Origin of the sequence: Burkholderia sp. AU27893 (assembly GCF_002223205.1) — a bacterium.
GTDB lineage: Bacteria > Pseudomonadota > Gammaproteobacteria > Burkholderiales > Burkholderiaceae > Burkholderia.
On the sequence record NZ_NKFD01000001.1, the window covers coordinates 2044738 to 2062796 of the forward strand.

General features: G+C 72.0%; 4 protein-coding genes. 3 read left to right on the top strand and 1 reads right to left on the bottom strand.

Features of this window, described 5'->3' with window-relative positions:
* Positions 1–334 precede the first annotated feature (334 nt).
* On the bottom strand, positions 335–2080 hold the full coding sequence (locus CFB47_RS09715) for a cyclic peptide export ABC transporter (protein WP_089440062.1): 1746 nt from the start codon (positions 2078–2080) through the stop codon (positions 335–337).
* Between the two features lie 273 nt (positions 2081–2353).
* Here CFB47_RS09715 and CFB47_RS09725 point away from each other — a divergent pair, with 273 nt between their 5' ends.
* Genes CFB47_RS09725 through CFB47_RS09735 form a run of 3 tightly spaced genes read left to right on the top strand, consistent with a single transcriptional unit; the run spans position 2354 to position 18059 of the window.
* Positions 2354–12025: a non-ribosomal peptide synthetase gene (locus tag CFB47_RS09725; RefSeq protein ID WP_089461026.1), complete on the top strand. Its 9672-nt coding sequence runs from the start codon at positions 2354–2356 to the stop codon at positions 12023–12025.
* 9 nt (positions 12026–12034) lie between these two features.
* A complete protein-coding gene (locus tag CFB47_RS09730) occupies positions 12035–17035 on the top strand; it encodes a non-ribosomal peptide synthetase (RefSeq protein WP_089461027.1) in 5001 nt (1666 codons plus the stop codon).
* Entirely contained in the window at positions 17025–18059 is a 1035-nt protein-coding gene (locus tag CFB47_RS09735; protein WP_089461028.1) for a GNAT family N-acetyltransferase, read from the top strand. The genes CFB47_RS09730 and CFB47_RS09735 overlap by 11 nt, the downstream gene beginning before the upstream one ends.

Sequence of the window (18059 nt, forward strand, 5' to 3'; positions counted from 1 at the left end):
GTGCGCGGCGGTCGATCGGCGGATGACGCCGCTTCGACTTCGACGGGCAGGGCGTTGCGGTCGACCTGCGCGCGCCACGCGTTGATCCGGCTCGACCTGGCCGTGTGGCCGTGTGACCGCGTGGCCGGCGGTCGCGCTCGATGTGATGCGCTTCGGTCGAGCGGCGTGCTCACCGGCGTCGGCCATCGCTTGTGCACGGGACTCATGGTGAATCGCCCCAGGCGTTCTGCGATCCGATCGCGCGACGCGCCTGCCACATTGCTTCCTGAAACGACAATCGCCGACGTCCTGCCCTTGCAGCGCGTCGGCGATTTTCTCCATCGACTGTCGAGAATTACGCGCTCAGCGCATCGACACCGTCCTGCGCGCGAGACCGCGCCGGCGTCGTATCGCTGACGATGCGCCCGTTGTCGAGCTTCAGCAAGCGGTCGGCGAGATCGAAGTAGCGGTCGTCGTGCGTGATCACGATCACGGCCTTGCCGCGCGCACGCAGCTCGGGCAGCAGTTGCTCGTAGAACACGGCCTTGAACGAAGGGTCCTGGTCGGCCGCCCATTCGTCGAACAGGTAGAACGGCCGGTCCTCGAGATAGGCGACGACGAGCGCGAGCCGCTTGCGCTGCCCGGTCGACAGCGCGCGGGTCGAGAATGCGCCGTCCACCACCTTCACCTTGTGATCGAGCGCGAGCTTCGCGACCAGCGCGTTCGCACGCGCATCGGCCTGCGCGCGGGACGGATCGTCGGGATCGACGATGCCGAGCAGCGCATCGAACAGGTGGAAATCGTTGAACACCGCGCTGAAGCGCTGCCGGTACGCGGCGCGCTCGCGCCAGCCGATCGTGCGGCCGTCGACCTCGATCGTGCCTTCCTCGGGCTCGTAGAGCCCCGTCAGCACCTTCGCGAGCGTCGTCTTGCCGCTGCCGTTGCCGCCGACGATGAATACGAGCTCGCCCGGCTGGATCGTCAGGTTGATCGGTCCGATGCTGAACATCCGTTCGTCGCGTTCGTGGAAGTACGCATGCGTGACGCCGCGCAGCGTGACGGCGCCGGCCGGCGGCACGTCGGGGGCGTCGGACGCGGGCGGCACCGTGCGCAGCGCGCCGAATTCGGCCATCACGCCTTCGATCCGCGTGAGCGACACGCGGGCCGCGTTGACGGTCGGCAGGTTGTTCAGCAACCCGTCGAGCGGCACGAGCATGAACAGGAACACGACGACGTAGCCGGCGGCCGCGGCCGGATCGGCATGCACGCCGAGCTGCGGCCAGAACGACGCGATGCCGAGGAACACATAGAACAGGAAGATGATCCAGCCGACCCCGACCGCGTACGCGCTGAACGCGCGGCGGCGGTGGTCGCGCACTTCGCCGATCGCGGCGCCGAGCTGGCCGTCGACGAACTGGCGGGCGCGCTCATCGTGCAGCTTCAGCTCCTTCGCACCGGAAAACAGCGAGCCGAGATAGCCGAACAGGCGATCCTGCGCCTGGCCGGCCGCCTCGAGCGACGCGATCGCGCGGCGGTCGCCGGTGTGATAGCCGAGCGAGCCGGCGATGATCGCGGCCAGCGCGAGCAGGCATACCGGCCACGACAGCCACGCGAGGTAGCCGAGGCAGCCGAACACGATCGAGCCGTGCATGACCAGGTTCGGCAGCGCGAAGAACAGCATCGACACGTTGGTGGCGTCGTCGGTCAGCACCGACTGCACGGGCGCCGCGCCGATCCGCTCGATGTCGCGCAGCTCGGCCGCGCCGACGCGCCGCGCGAGATGCACGCGCAGCCGCGCCATCGTGTCCTGCGACAGGCGGGCAAACAGCGTGCCCGACACGATCCGCGTGACGAGTGCGATCACCGCGCACAGCGCGAAGCGCCACGCGAGCGATGCGTCGGCCGCGCCCGGCTGAGACAGCGCACGATTCAGCGTCGCGACGAGCAGCACGCTCGCGACGCCGTTCAGCACGCATGCGGTGAGCGCCAGCGCGAGCGACACGCGGCTTTCGCGCAACAGCGCAAGGATCAGGCGCGCCGCGGGGCGGCCGGGGGAAGCGTCGAGGGACGGCGGGGAAGAAGGCTCGTGGGCGGCTGTCATCGGCAACGTCGGTAAAGGGAAGGCAAGCGAAAACGCGGAAACGGCAAAACTGGCGCGAAAGCAGCGGGCGAGGCGGGGCCCCGTTCCGGCTTTCCTCCCTGATAGACGAACGGGCCGCGCAAATATTTAGCGGCCCGCTCAAAAAAAAGCGTCCGCACGCGCTTTGCGCACGAAACGGTAAAAAATCGGCCGCGCCGTTCGTCACACCAGTGAAGCCGCCCCAAGCGGCCCCGAGACTTGGCCGAAGCGGCCGGACCGAAGGACTTCACGCACATGACGAGTTTCCCGACTGCGCTGCATCATCGAATCCGCGAACTGGCGCGCGTCGCGCCCGACGCACCCGCCATCGCGGTCCCTTTCCAGAATGACTTGCGCCTGTCGCGCGGCGCGCTCGACGCGCGGGCGTCGCGGCTGGCCCGGCAACTGCGCGCGGCCGGCGTCGGCGCGGAAGTGCGGGTGGGCGTGTGTGTCGAGCGCTCGGCCGAACTGTTCGTCGCGCTGCTGGCCGTGCTGAAGGCGGGCGGCGTGTTCGTGCCGCTCGATCCGCGTCATCCGGCCGCGCGCCTCGACTGGATCGTCCAGGATGCGCAGTTGCGGCACGGGATCGCCGACGCGGCCGGCCGCGAGGCGCTCGGCACGCCGTTCGAACATGCGTTTGACGCGGCCGGCAGCGCGGCGGACGGGCAGGAGATCGTTGCGGATGACGAAGCAGTGCCCGTCCACCCGCGTTCGGCCGCGTACATGATCTATACGTCGGGGTCGACCGGCACGCCGAAGGCGGTCGTCGTCGAACACGGGCCGCTCGCCGCGCATTGCGACGCGCTCGCGGCCGCGCTGCCGATCGAGGCCGGCGACCGCCTGCTGCATTTCGCGTCGGTCAATTTCGACGCCGCGCACGAATGCTGGCTCGCGCCGCTCGCGACCGGCGCCAGCATCGTCGTGGCGCCGCCGCAGCCGTTCGCGCCGGATGCCGCGCATGCGCTGATGGTGAATGAATCGGTCAACGTGGCCGCGTTCCCGCCCGCGTACCTGCGCGAATTCGCGGCGGTGGCCGCGCGCGACGGCGTGCCGCCGGCCCTGCGCGTGCTCGCGTTCGGCGGCGAAGCGCTGCCGCAGCAGGCGTTCGAATTCGTGCGCAGTACATTCCCGTCGGTACGCCTGATCAACGGCTACGGGCCGACCGAGGCCGTGATCTCGCCGATGCTGTGGCCGGTCGAGCCGGGCGAGACGCCCGTGCTGGCCGCCGACGATGCGTATGCGTCGCTGCCGATCGGCCGCGTGATCGGGCCGCGCGTCGCGCGTGTCGACGGCGGCGAGGGCGAGGGCGACGGCGTGGGTGAGCTGCTGCTGGGCGGCGTCTGCGTCGCGCGCGGCTATCACGGCCGTCCGGCGCTGACGGCCGAACGTTTCATTCCCGATGCGGACGGCACACCCGGTGCGCGCGTGTACCGCACGGGCGACCTCGCACGGCTGCGCGACGACGGGGCATTCGACTATCTCGGCCGCCTCGACGATCAGGTCCAGGTGCGCGGCGTGCGTGTGGAGCCCGCTGAAATCGCTGCGTGCCTGCGTTCGCATCCGGCCGTGGCCGACGCGGCCGTGATCGCTGAAACCGGCAACGGGCCGACGCGGTTGATCGCGTGCGTCGCGCTGCGCGCGGCGACTGACGACGCGGCCCTGAAAGCGCATGTGGCCGCGCAACTGCCGCCCGCCTGGCAGCCGCACCGGTTCGTCCGGTGCGCTGCGCTGCCGTATACGCTGAACGGCAAGCTCGACCGCGCCGCGCTGCGCGAGACGATTGCCGCCGCGCGCGACACCGCGCAAGGCAGCGGTGACGCACCGCGCACGCCGACCGAGCAGCAGCTCGCCAGCCTGTGGCAGACGCTGCTCGGCCTCGACGTCACGCCGTCGCGTGACGACCGTTTCTTCGCGCTGGGCGCCGATTCGCTCGCCGCGATGCAGTTGCAAGCCGCGATCCGTGCGGCAGTGCGCGTGAACCTGCGGCTCGACACGCTGTTCGCCGATCCGGCGTTGTTCGAACTGGCCGACACGGTCGATCGTGCGGAACGCGAAACCGGCGAGCCGCTGGCCACGATTTCCGCACGCCGTGCACCGGCCGATGCGGCCGCGTCCACCGCACCGCATGTCGACCGTGCCGCGTCGCTCGCCCAGCAACGTTTCTGGGTACTCGCGCAAACGCGCGATGCGAGCGCCGCGTATCACATCGCCGCCCACTGGACGATCGACGGCACGCTCGACCGCACCGCGCTGCAGCGCGCGCTCGATCACGTGATCGGCCGCCACGAAGCCTGGCGCACGACGCTCGTCGACAACGACGACGGCGTCGTGATGCAGCGCATTCACACCCATCTGCCGGTGTCGATCGCCGACATCGACCTGCGCGACCAGCCGCCCGCCGCCCGGGACGCGCACGCCGCCCGTCTCGCCGAGCGCCATGCGGCCGAGCCGTTCGACCTCGCCCGAGGCCCGTTGCTGCGCGCGACGCTGGTCGCACTCGCCGACGACCGCCACCGCCTGCTGCTGACCGCGCATCACGCGATCACCGACGGCTGGAGCTCGCGCTGCGCGTTCGACGAACTGTCGGCCGCCTATCGCGCGTATGTCGAGGGCCGCGAGCCGTCGCTGCCCGACCTGTCGATCCAGTACGCCGACTATGCGGACTGGCAGCGCGACATGCTGGCCGGCGGCGAGGGCGAGCGCCAGCTCGACTACTGGCGCGGCGCGTTGCGCGACGTGCCGGGCCCGCTCGCGCTGCCGGTCGATCGCCAGCCGGGCGCCACACGCACGCTGCAAGGCGCGCGCGTGTCGGTGCGGCTGCCCGACGCGGTCGCGGCCGACGTGCGGCAACTCGCGCGCGACGCGCAGGCAACGGTCTTCACGGTGCTGCTGGCCGGGTTCGACGCGTGGCTGTCGCGCGTGACCGGCGCAACGGACGTCGTCGTCGCGGTGCCGGTCGCGCATCGCCAGCGCCCGGAAACCCGCGCGCTACTCGGGCTGTTCCTGAACACGGTCGCGCTGCGTGTGCACGTGGCGCCGACGCTGCCGTTCCGCGCGCTCGTCGATGCGACGCGCGCGGCGGCGCTCGACGCGGTCGCGCACCAGGACGTGCCGTTCGAGCGCGTCGTCGATGCGGTGAAGCCGCCGGTCAAGCGCGGCGACGAATGGCTGCGCGTGAAATTCGCGCAGCAGTTCGACGCGCGGCACGACAGCGTGCTGCCGGGCGCGACCGCAGTCGCCACGCCGGGGCCCGACCTCGCCGCACGCTTCGATTTCGCCGTGGATTTCACCGACGATGCGACTGGCATCGAACTGGTCGCGGCCTATGCGACCGACTGCATCGACGCCGACACCGCGCGGGCGTGGCTCGACAGCTACGCGGCGCTCGTCGGTGCGGCCGCGCGCGATCCGCGCCAGACGACGGCCGTCTTGCCGTGCGACGCGTCAGCCGCTTCGCGCCAGCCGCGCGACGGCCGTGCGCTGCGCGTCGAACATGCCGACATCGTCGCCGCGTTCGCGCGGCAGGCTGCCGCGTATCCGCATCGCGTCGCGCTCGCCGATGCGTCGGCGTCACTGACGTTCGCCGAACTCGACGACGCATCGAACCGCATCGCCCGTGCGCTGACCCAGCGCGGCGTGGCCGCCGAAGTGTCCGTCATCGTCTGCATCGAACGCTCGGCGCGCTTCGTCGTCGGGCTGCTCGGCGCGCTGAAGGCGGGCGCACTCGCCGTGTTGCTCGATCCCGCTCAACCCGCCGCGCGACTGGCCGCGGCGGCAGCCGACTGCGGCGCGCGCTGGGTGCTCGTCGCGGATGTCGGGGGTTGGCCTGCCGGCATCGACGCACAGCCGCTCGACGTCGATGCGCTCGCGCAGGACGCGACGCTCGCCCACGCCACCGGCGTGCGCCTCGCACCGCATCCCGAGCAGGGCGCATACCTGATCTATACGTCGGGCTCGACCGGCACGCCGAAGGGTGTCGTCGTGTCGCACGGCGCGCTGGCCGACTACGTGCAGGGGATGCTCGACGAACTCGCGTTCGCGCCGGACGCGTCGTTCGCGATGGTATCGACCGTCGCGGCCGACCTCGGCCACACGACGCTGTTCGGCGCGCTATGCGCGGGCCGCACGCTGCACCTGCTGCCCGCCGCGTGCGCGTTCGATCCCGACCTGTTCGCCGAAGAAATGCGCCGCCGTGACGTCGGCGTGCTGAAGATCGTGCCGAGCCACCTGCAGGCGCTGCTCGACGCACGTGTGCCGGCCGACGTGCTGCCGCGCCACGCGCTCGTGACCGGCGGCGAAACGCTCACGTGGGCGCTCGTCGCGCGCGTGGCCGCGCTGGCGCCGGCCTGCCGCGTGATCAATCACTACGGGCCGACCGAAGCGACCGTCGGCGCGATCGCCTGCGACACGGCGTCGATCGCCGCCGATGCGCGCGATCCGGCGAGCGGCGTGCCGCTCGGCCTGCCGCTGCCGAATGCGCGCGCGCTGGTGCTCGACGCGTTCGGCGCGTGCGTGCCGGCCGGTGCGACGGGCGAGCTGTACCTGGGCGGGCCGGGCGTCGCGCGCGGCTACCTGGGGCGTCCGGCCCAGACCGCCGAGCGCTTCGTGCCCGATCCGTTCACGCCCGGCGCGCGGCTGTATCGCACGGGTGATCGCGTGCGGTTGCGCGCGGACGGCCGTCTCGCGTTCCTCGGGCGTATCGACGACCAGGTGAAGATTCGCGGCTATCGCGTCGAACCGGGCGAGGTGAGTGCGGCGGTGCGTGCGGCCGGCCCGGTTGCGCAGGCCGAAACGCTCGCGATCGAACACGACGGCCGCCTGCGGCTCGCGACGTTCGTCGTGATGCGCGACGGTTCGACATTCGACGAGGCGGCCCTACGCGCGGCGCTTGCCGCGAAGCTGCCCGACTACATGGTGCCCGCGCAATTCGTCGCGCTCGCACGCCTGCCGGTGACCGCGAACGGCAAGATCGACCGCGCGGCGTTGCGCGAACTGGCGGCCGCGCCGGTCGTGAAGGCCTCCGGCGATGCACCGCAGGGCGCGGTCGAAACGGTGCTCGCCGAAGTCTGGCAGGCCGTGCTGAAGGCGCCGAAGGTCGGCCGCGACGACAACTTCTTCGAGCTCGGCGGCGATTCGATCCTCGTGCTGCAGGTGATCGCCCGTGCACGCAAGCGCGGTGTGCGCTTCACGCCGAAGCAGCTGTTCGACGGCCCGACGGTCGCCGAACTCGCACGTATCGCGAAGACGGAGGACGTCACTGCCGCTGCCGCCGTGAAACCTGCGGTCGCAGCCGCTGCCGGCGCGTCGGTGACGGCGCAGGTCCTCACGCCTGCCCAACAGCGCTTCTTCGCGCTCGATATCCCGCATCCGGGCCACTGGAACCAGTCGGTCACGTTCGACGTACGCGGGCCGTTCGACGCCGACGCATTCGCGCGCGCGTTCGACGCACTGCTGACGCATCACGACGCGTTCCGCCAGCGTTTCGCGCGCGGCGCGGACGGTACGTGGCACGCCAGCGATGCGGCAAAGCCATACGACGCGCTGCCGTTCGTCGAAGTCGCCGCCCGCGACGCAGCCGACGCGCTCGCGCGCTTCGACGCATTGCAGCGCCGTCTCGACCTCGGCCGCGGGCCGCTTGCCTGCGCCTGCGCGGCACGCTTGCCGGACGGCTCCACGCAGCTCTATCTCGCGATTCACCACGCGATCGTCGATGGCGTGTCGTGGCGCATCCTGCTCGACGATCTCGACACGGCCTATCGTGCCGCATGCGAACGCGCACCGGTTCGACTGTCGCAGCCGGGCCTGCGTGCGGATGCATGGGCGGCCCGGCTCGCCCGTGCGGCAACGGAACCGGCATCGCCGTTCGCGGCCGAGGCGGCGTACTGGGCCGGCATGGCGCAGGGCGACGACATCGTGCCCGATCATCCCGATGCAGCGGCGACGAACGCCGATGCGGCCGCGGTCGTGCAGACGATCGACGCGGCCTTGACCCGCGCGGCGCTGACCGACGCGCACGCGGCTTATCGCACGCAGACGATCGAACTGCTGGGCGCGGCGCTCGCACGGGCGCTGGCCGGCACGAGCGGTGCCGCATCGTGCCGCGTCGAACTGGAAGGGCATGGCCGCGAGGCACTGTTCGACGACGTGGATGCCAGCCGCACGATCGGCTGGCTGACGAGCCATTACCCGGTGACGCTGCCGGTCGCGGCCACGGCAAGCGACACGCTGCGCGCGGTCAAGGACACGCTGCGCGCGGTGCCGCACAAGGGGCTCGGCTTCGGCGTGCTCGCGCACTATGGCGATGCGGCGACGCGTGCGGCGCTGGCCGCCGTGCCGCGTCCGCGCGTCACGTTCAACTATCTCGGCCAGTTCGACGCGCCGCGCGATGCCACGCTCGTGCCGCGCTTCGGCGGCACCGGCGTCGAGCGCGATCCGCAGGGGCCGCTCGGCAATACGCTCGCGATCCACGCGTACCTCGACACGGACCGCGACGGCGCTCGCACGCTGAAAGTGCACTGGGTCTACGGTGCACCGCAATTCGAGCGCGCGACGATCGACGCATTCGCCGAACGTTTCGCGGCGGCGCTGCGCGAGCTCGTCGACGCCTGCGCGTCGCGCGTCGCGCATCGCGGCGGTGGCGCGACGCCGGGCGATTTCCCGCTCGCGCAGGCCGCCGGGCTCACGCAGGCCGCGATCGAGCGCACACCGCTCGACTGGCGCACGATCGACGACGTCTATCCGTTGTCGCCGATGCAGCAGGGCATCCTGTTCCATGCGCTGTTCGCCCCCGGTCACGCCAGCTACGTGAACCAGCTCGTCGCGACTGCGACCGCACTTGACGCCGACCGGTTCGCGGCCGCGTTCGACGCGTCGATCGCGCGCCACGACATCCTGCGCACGAGCGTGATGCCGGACGAAGCCGCGCCGCTGCAGTGCGTGCATCGGCATGCGCGGATGCCGGTCGAGCAACTCGACTGGCGCACCCGCGGCGACACGTTCGACGCCGATTTCGACACCTGGCTCGCCGCCGATCGCGCACGCGGCTTCGACTGGCGCGAACCGCCGCTGATGCGGCTCACGCTGATCCGCGTGACTGACGACGCGTGGCGCGTCGTGTGGACGCGTCACCACGTGCTGCTCGACGGCTGGAGCACCGCGCGCCTGCTCGCCGACGTGCTGCGCGACTATCGCGACCCGGACGCCGTGTCGCCGTTCGCGAGCCGCCCGGCGCTGCGTTATCGCGACTTCATCGCGTGGCTCGGCACGCGCGACCGCGACGCCGACGAGCGCTTCTGGACCGAACGCCTCGCTCGACTCGACGCACCGACGCTGATCGCGGAACGCACGGCCGACCGCGCGGATGCCGACATGGTCACTTGGCGCGCGACGCTCGATGCCGACACGCTGACGCGTGTCGCTCAGACGGCGCGCGCACTGAAGCTGACGGTCAACACGCTGGTGCAGGGCGCGTGGGCGCTCGCGCTGCAGCGGATGACGCACCAGCCGGCCGTCGCGTTCGGCGCGACCGTCGCGGGCCGCCCCGATGCACTCGCGGACGTCGATTCGGTGCTCGGTCTCTTCATCAACACGCTGCCGGTGATCACGGCGCCCGCGCCGCAGCAACGCGCGGCCGACTGGCTGCAAACGCTGCAACGCGAGAACGCGGCCGCCGCCGAGCACGCGCACACGCCGCTCGCCGACATCCAGCGCTGGGCGCGCGGCGCGGGCGGCGCACTGTTCGACACGCTGGTCGTGTTCGAGAACTACCCGGTCGACGAGTCGGCGCGCGACGCCGATCCGCGCGCACTCGCTTTGAGCGACGTGCGCAGCATCGAAGCGACCGATTTCGCGCTGACGCTCGTGATCGAGAGCGGTGCCGAACTGACGATCGACTACGGCTACGACACCGCGCGCGTCGACGCGCGGCAGGTGGAGACCTGGCACCGCGTGTTCGCGTGCGCACTCGATGCACTGGCCCGCACGCCGGATGCGCGGCTCGGCACGCTGTCGATCGCCGACGAAGCCACCCGTGACGCACTGGCGCAGGCGCAAGCCACCGCCCAAGCATGGCCGGCTGCGCAGCAACAGCCGCTGCACCTGCAATTCGCCGAGGCGGCACGGGCGACGCCCGACGCGATCGCGCTCGAATACGCGGACGTTCACGGTGGCGTGCATCGCGCGACCTATCGCGAACTCGACGTCAGCACGTCACGCATCGCGGCCGCGCTGCGCCGGCGCGGCGTGCAGCCCGACACGCCGGTCGCGCTGTGCGTCGAGCGCTCGTTCGACATGGTGATGGCGCTGGTCGGCGTGCTGAAGGCCGGTGCGGCTTACCTGCCGATCGATCCCGACTATCCGGCCGAGCGCATCGCCTACATGCTGCGCGACGCGCGGCCGGCCGTCGCGATCACGCAGGCGCACCTGCGCGAGCAGGTCGAGGCCGCGCTCGGCGAGGGCGTCACGACGCAGCTGCTGACGGTAGCGGACCTGCTCGCCGACGAAGCCGAAAGCGGCGCTGCCGATGAGACGGCCACGATCGACGACGCCCAGCTCGCGTACCTGATCTACACGTCCGGTTCGACCGGCAAGCCGAAGGGCGCCGGCAACACGCACGGCGCGCTCGCGAACCGGATCGCATGGATGCAGCACGCGTACCGGCTCACGCGCGACGACGTCGTGCTGCACAAGACGCCGTTCGGCTTCGACGTGTCGGTGTGGGAATTCGTGTGGCCGCTGGCGATCGGCGCGAAGCTCGCGATCGCCGCGCCCGGCGACCATCGCGATCCGGCGCGCCTCGCGGCTGCGATCCACGCACACGGCGTGACGGTGCTGCACTTCGTGCCGTCGATGCTCGCCGCGTTCGCCGCGCATCTCGACGATTTCTCGGCCGCCGCGCAGTGCGACAGCGTGCGCCTGATCGTCGCGAGCGGCGAGGCGCTCGCGCCCGAACTCGTCGCGAAGATGGCGCGGCTGCTGCCGAACGCGACGCTCGTGAACCTGTACGGGCCGACCGAAGCGGCCATCGACGTGTCGCACTGGACCTGCGGCCCCGACGATGCGCATGCGGCCGCGGTGCCGATCGGCCATCCGATCGCGAACCTGCAACTGCACGTGCTCGACGCGGCATGGCAGCCGGTGCCGGCAGGCGCGACCGGCGAACTGTATCTCGCGGGTGCGGGGCTCGCGCGCGGCTATCTCGGCCGTCCGGCGCTGACCGCCGAGCGCTTCGTGCCCGATCCGTTCGTGCCGGGCGCGCGCATGTACCGCACGGGCGACCTCGCACGCCGGCGCGCCGACGGTGCGCTCGACTATCTCGGCCGTGTCGACACGCAGGTGAAGCTGCGCGGCCAGCGGATCGAGCCGGGCGAAATCGAGGCGCTGCTGCGCGCGGCGCCCGGCGTGAACGACGCGGTCGTGATCGTGCGCGACGAGCAGTTGATCGGCTATGTCGCACGCGGCGACGCGGGCCCGCTCGACCGGGCGGCGCTGCTCGACACGCTGCGCGTGCAGTTGCCGGCCTACATGGTGCCGTCGCAACTGATCGAACTCGACGCGTTGCCCGTGACGCCGAACGGCAAGTGCGACCGCCATGCGCTGCCCGCGCCGGTGCGCGAAGCGGCGGCCGACGTCGCGCTCGCGACCGACACCGAACGCGCGCTCGCCGCGATCTGGCAACGCGTGCTGCACGTGGACGCGATCGGCCGCGACGGCGATTTCTTCCTGCTCGGCGGCCATTCGCTGCTTGCGACGCAGGCTCACGCGCAGGCGAACCTGCACTGGGGGCTCGCGTTGCCGCTGCGCACGCTGTTCGACACACGCACGCTGGCGCGCTGCGCGGAAGCGATCGACGCAGCCTGCGCGGCCCGCGGCGCGACCGATGCGGCGAGCGCGATCGATGCGCTGCTCGGCGAACTGGAAACCCAATAAGGACGACGGATGACGAAGGTTCAACCCGACTGGCTCGCGCTCGCGACGCGTTTCGCGCAGTTGCCGGACGCGCAGCGCGCGGTCTTCATCGACAAGCTCGGCGCGGCCGGCAGCGACTTCCGCGTGCTGCCGATCCCGCCGCGCACGGCGCGCCACGACCGCGTGCCGGCGTCGTTCGCGCAGACGCGGCTGTGGCTGCATGCGCGGCTGATCGATGCGCCCGATGCGTATCACATCACCGAGCGCCTGGCGCTGACGGGCCCGCTCGACGCGCATGCGCTGCGTCTTGCGTGCGATGCGCTGATCGCGCGTCACGAGGCGCTGCGCACGACCTTCGACGAAGCGCAGGACGGCGTCGCGCAGACGATCCACGCACCGTTGCGCTGCCCATGGCGTGAAACCGATCTCGAAGCGCTGCCGGATACGCAGCGCACGGCGCGCGCGGAAGCCGTCGCGACGGCCGACGAAGCCGAGCCGTTCGATCTCGGCGCCGCGCCGCTGATACGCGCGCACCTGGTGCGCTTCGATGCGACGCATCACTGGCTCGCGCTGACCGTCCATCACATCGTGTCGGACGGCTGGTCGTCGGGCGTGATGCTCGAGGAGCTCGCGGCGTTCTATCGCGCGTATGCATCCGACCGGCCGGTGCCGCTCGCGCCGCTGCCGATCCAGTACGCCGACTACGCGCTGTGGCAGCGCCGCTGGCTCGACGCCGGCGAGCGCGACCGCCAGCTCGCGTTCTGGCGCGAACGGCTCGATCCGCAACGTGGCGTACTGACGCTGCCGGGCGCGACGGCACGACCCGCGCGCCGCAGTGCGCGCGGCGCCCGCCACGTGTTTGCGCTCGACGCGCGCGTCGGTGCGCAACTGCGCGCATTCGCGGCCGCCTCGGGCGCCACGCCGTTCGCGGTGCTGCTCGCCGCGCTCGATGTGCTGCTGGCGCGCGCGACCGGCGACGCGCGGATCTGCGTCGGCGTGCCGGCCGCGAACCGCGAGCGCGCGGAAGTCGCCGGCCTGATCGGCTTCTTCGTCAACACGCTGGCGATCGACGTCGACGTGCCCGCGCACGGCGATTTCTCGTCGCTGGTCGCACGCACGCAACGTGCGCTCGTCGACGCGCAGATGCACCAGGACGTGCCGTTCGAGCAGGTGGTCGATGCGCTTGGCGTGCCGCGCAGCGCGAGCCACCATCCGCTGTTCCAGGTGATGGCCGCGTACGGCGAGCGCCGCGCGCTGCCGGCGCTCGGCACGGCAGCGGCCGCGTTGCTGCCGTCGGGCACGCCATCCGCGAAATTCGACCTGACGCTGACGGTCGAAGCGACGCCGGACGGCACGTTCGATGCCGCCTTCATCTACGCGCTCGACCTGTTCGAAGCGGACGCGATCGCCCGGCTGGCCGCACGCTTCGTCACGCTGCTCGCCGATGCGCTCGCACGCCCCGACATGCCGATCGGCGATCTCGACTGGCTGCCCGCCGCTGAGCGCGCACAACTCTTCGCATGGAACGCACCGGCAGGCGCAACCGAATCCGAACCGTTCGTGCCCGTGCATGCCCGCATCGCCGCGCATGCTCAGGCGCAGCCCGACGCACGCGGCGTCGCCGATATCGATCGTGCGCTGACGCGCGGTGAAGTCGATGCGCGCGCGGCGCGGCTGGCGCGTCACCTGGTGGCGGCCGGCGTCCGCCCGGAAATGCGCGTCGGCGTCGCGCTGCAACGCTCGGTCGACCTGCTCGTCGCGCTGATCGCGGTGCTGAAGTCGGGCGCCGCGTTCGTGCCGCTCGATCCCGCGCATCCGCGCGAACGGCTCGCGCAGATCGTCGGCGACGCGAACATCACGCATGTGCTGACCGACCGCGCGAGCGCCGCGTCGCTGCCCGAGCTGCCGGAGCTGCGCGTGTGGCGTGCGGACGAAGTCGATGCCCTCGACGAAGCCGCGCACGTCGTGCTGCCGGACGTGCTGCCGGGCCACGCGGCCTATGCGATCTACACGTCGGGCTCGACCGGCAAGCCGAAGGGCGTGATCGTCGACCACGCGTCGTTCGCGCTGCATTGCGCGGCGATCGCCGAGCGCTACGGCGCGGGCGAGAACGACGTGTTCCTGCTGTTCCAGTCGGTCAACTTCGACGGCGCGCACGAAGGCTGGTTTTCGCAATACATGTCGGGCGCCGCCGTGTCGGTGACGGCCGACGTGCTGTGGCCGCCCGCGCAGACCTGCGCGATGATGGTCCGCGACGGCGTGACGATGACGTACGTGCCGCCCGGCTGCGCCGCGCAGCTCGCCGAATGGGCGCTCGCGCATGGCGCGCCGCCGACGCTGCGTTCGCTGACGGTCGGCGGCGAGGCGACGTCGCGCGAGGCGTTTGCGCTGCTGCGCCGCGCGCTGCCGAACGTGCGCGTGGTTAACGGCTACGGCCCGACCGAGACGGTCATCACGCCGACGCTGTGGATGTTCCGGCCCGGCGACGATCTCGCGAAACTCGGCGACGCCGCGTACCTGCCGATCGGCACGCTGGTCGGCGCGCGCACCGCGCACGTGCTCGACGAACGGCTGCATCCGCTGCCGGTCGGCGTGATCGGCGAACTGTACCTGGGCGGCGAGGGGATCGGCGTCGCGCGCGGTTATCTGGACCGCCCGGCGCTGACGGCCGAGCGCTTCGTGCCCGATCCGTACGGCGCGCCGGGCGCGCGGCTGTACCGCACCGGCGACCTCGTGCGGCGTCGCGCGGATGGCGTGTTCGACTTCATCGGCCGCGTCGACCACCAGGTGAAGCTGCGCGGGCTGCGCATCGAACTCGGCGAGATCGAGGCGCAGCTCGCCGCGCACGACGCGGTGCGCGAAGCCTGCGCGGTCGTGCACGGGCAGGGCGCACTGGCGCAGCTCGTCGCGTATGTCGAACTGACCGCCGACGCACAGGCGGCTGCGCAGCCGGTCGAAGCCGCGACGCTCGACGCGCACCTGCGCCGCACGCTGCCCGACTACATGGTGCCCGCGCAGCTGCTCGTGCTCGACGCGCTGCCGCGCAACGCCAACAGCAAGGTCGACCGCGCACGGCTGCCGGCGCCGGTACGCGTCGAACGCGTGTACGAAGCGCCGCACGACGGCGACGAAGCCGCGCTCGCGGCGATCTGGTGCGACGTGCTGAATCTCGAGCGCGTGGGCCGCGGCGATCACTTCTTCGATCTCGGCGGCCATTCGCTCGCGGCCGTGCGCGTCGCGACGCGCGTGGCCGAACGGCTCGGCCGCGACGTGCCGGTGCGCGCGCTGTTCGAGGCGCCGGTGCTCGCGCAGTATGCGTTGCAGGTGGCCGATGCACCGCGCGCCGCGCAGGCCGGTGCGGCGGCGCCGGGCGTGGCCGTCGCCAAACCCGACGCACACGGCGTGTGGCCGCTGTCGCCGGCGCAGGTCGGCCTGTGGTTCCTGTGGCGCGCGCAGCCGGACAGCGCCGCGTACAACATTCCGGTTGCACTGCGGGTGCGCGGCCCGCTCGACGTCGATGCGCTGCGTGCAGCGTTCTCGGATGTCACGGCCGTGCATCCGGCGCTGCGCGCGCGGCTCGTGGCGCGTGACGGCGCACTGCCGGGCCAGCGGATCGACGCCAATGCGTCTGTCGAACTGCCGGTGCTCGACCTGTCGGCGCAAGCCGATGTGCTCGCCCGCGCCGCAGCGCTGACCGACGAGGATGCGCTCGCACCGTTCGATCTGGCCGCTGATGCGCCGCTGTGGCGTGCGCGCGTGCTGCGTCTGGGCGCGGAAGATCACGTGTTGTCGGTGACGATTCATCACATCGTGTCGGATGGCGAATCGATCGAGCTGTGGCTCGATGCGGTTCGTGCGCGCTATGTTGCCCGCGTGCAGGGCGGCGCCAGCGCCGTGCCGGCCGATGAGGCCGACCAACTGTCCGCCCAGCCGCTCGTGCTGCCCGCTCCATGCCATCCGGCACGCATCGCCTACTGGCGTGACGCGCTGGCCGATCTGCCGACGCGCGTGCTGCCGCAGCGCGCGGACGCGCCGGCCGTGCCGCAATGGCGCGCGGCACGCATCGCGTTCGAATTCGACGGCGCACTGATCCGCGCCGCACGCGACACGGCATCGGCCGCGCACGCGACGCTGCCGATGTTGCTGCACGCGGCGCTCAACACCGCGCTGTTCCGCGCGACGGGCGCGGTCGACCAGCCGGTCGGCGTGCTCGCGTCGACGCGCGAGCTGACGGGCGATGCGGCCCGCGATACGCTCGGCCTCTTCATCAATTCGGTCGTCGTGCGTACGCGGCTCGACCCGGCCGCGCGTCGCGCGGACGTACTTGCGCAGGTGCGCGACACGGCGCTCGCCGCCTATGCGCACGCCGACGTGCCGTTCGCGGACGTCGTCGCGGCGCTGCGCGCGCCGCGTGCCGCGCAGGCCAATCCGCTGTTCCAGGTGATGTTCAACTACCTGCGCCCGACCGGTGCCGCGGCGCGCGACTGGGCCGGCCTGGCGCTGGCCGGATTCGACGATGTGCGCCATCGCGTCGTATTTACGCTGGAGCTGGACGTCGTCGAGCATCCGGACGGCCGCGTGAGCGCCGCGTTCTCGTATGCGGACGAACTGCTCGATCGCGGCTTCGTCGATGCGCTCGTCGATCTCTATCACGACGAAGTCGCGCGCTTCGCCGGCGCGTCGGAAGCGGTGCTCGGTGCGCCCGACAAGCGCGTTGTTGCGCAGGCGTCGCATCGCGCGCGGACCGACAACAACGCACGCGCCGCAACGCCATCCCGCGCACCGCACGCGGCGGCCGTGCTCGCGGCGCTGTGGTCCGACACGTTCGCGACGGCCGCGCCCGAGCCTGACGCCGACCTGTTCGAAGCCGGCGCGACGTCGTTCGACGTCGTGCGCTTCGTCGACGCGGCCGGCCGGGCCGGCCACGCGCTGACGGTCGCCGACGTGTTCGCGTCGCCGACGCTCGCGGCACTCGGCGCGCGGCTCGATGCGCACACGGAAACGGGACAGGAGGCGCGCCATGCTGGCTGAAGTGCGTCCGGACGGATTCACGATGCTCGATACCTACCGCCTCGCGTTCGCCGACGGCCTGTTCGCCGTGCGCGACGGCACGGAGATCCGCGTCGCGCAGGGCGACGGCATCGGCGCACAGTTGCTGCGCGCCCAACTCGGCGACGACGGCGCGCTGCGCCTCGTCGCCTACAACCATCGCGCGGCGCCGGCCGACCAGCGGCGTGCGCTGCTGGCCGCACTGGCCGCGGCGTTTTCGGACAGCGCGCGCCACGCGGCGATCCGGCTCGACCCGGCCGCGTGGCCCGCAGTCGCGCTCGATGCGCTGCGCGCGAGCGGCGTGCTCGCCGACGGCGGCCGCTGCATGCGTGAAGGCTGGGCGCAGCAGGCCGATCTGTGGCGCGTCGGCACGCATCTGCCGTGCGCGACGTTGCCGATGTTCACCGACGGCCGCCGTCATCCGCGCCGGCCGCCCGCGCCGCGCGGCGAGGTCTACGCGCGCGACCTGCCGGCGCTCGGCGTGCGCTTCACGCTGCGCGGCTGGCAGCCGGTCGAGGATGCCGAACGCCTCGCGCGCTGGTTCGACCAACCGCGCGTACGCGACGGCTGGCCGGGCACGCAGCCCGGCGCGGACGGCCCGCAAGGCGCCGCGCCCGACACCGATCCGCACGTGATTCCGCTCGTCGGCTGCTTCGACGGCGAACCGTTCGCGTATGTCGAGGCGTACTGGCTGAAGGAAGACGCACTCGCGCCGCACGTCGCGGCGCGCGACTACGACCGCGGGCTGCGGATGCTGGTCGGCGAGTCGCGCTGGCGCGGCCCGCATTGCGTGGCGGGCTGGCTGCCGTCCGTCGTGCATTACCTGTTTCTCGACGACCCGCGTACCGAAGCGGTCGGCTGTGCCGTTCCGGCCGGCCACGCGCGGGTTGCCGACCATCTCGCGCGGCATGGCTTCGCGCGGCAGCGCCGTCTCGCGCTGGCCGACGCGCAGCCGCTGTGGATGCGCACGCTGCGCGAGACGTTCTTCTCCGGCCGTCACGTCTGA

Coding starts and splice junctions, on each gene's coding strand:
- CFB47_RS09730 (WP_089461027.1), top strand. CDS start 12,035: ATGACGAAGGTTCAACCCGACTGGCTCGCGCTCGCGACGCGTTTCGCG.
- CFB47_RS09735 (WP_089461028.1), top strand. CDS start 17,025: ATGCTGGCTGAAGTGCGTCCGGACGGATTCACGATGCTCGATACCTAC.
- CFB47_RS09725 (WP_089461026.1), top strand. CDS start 2,354: ATGACGAGTTTCCCGACTGCGCTGCATCATCGAATCCGCGAACTGGCG.
- CFB47_RS09715 (WP_089440062.1), bottom strand. CDS start 2,080: ATGACAGCCGCCCACGAGCCTTCTTCCCCGCCGTCCCTCGACGCTTCC.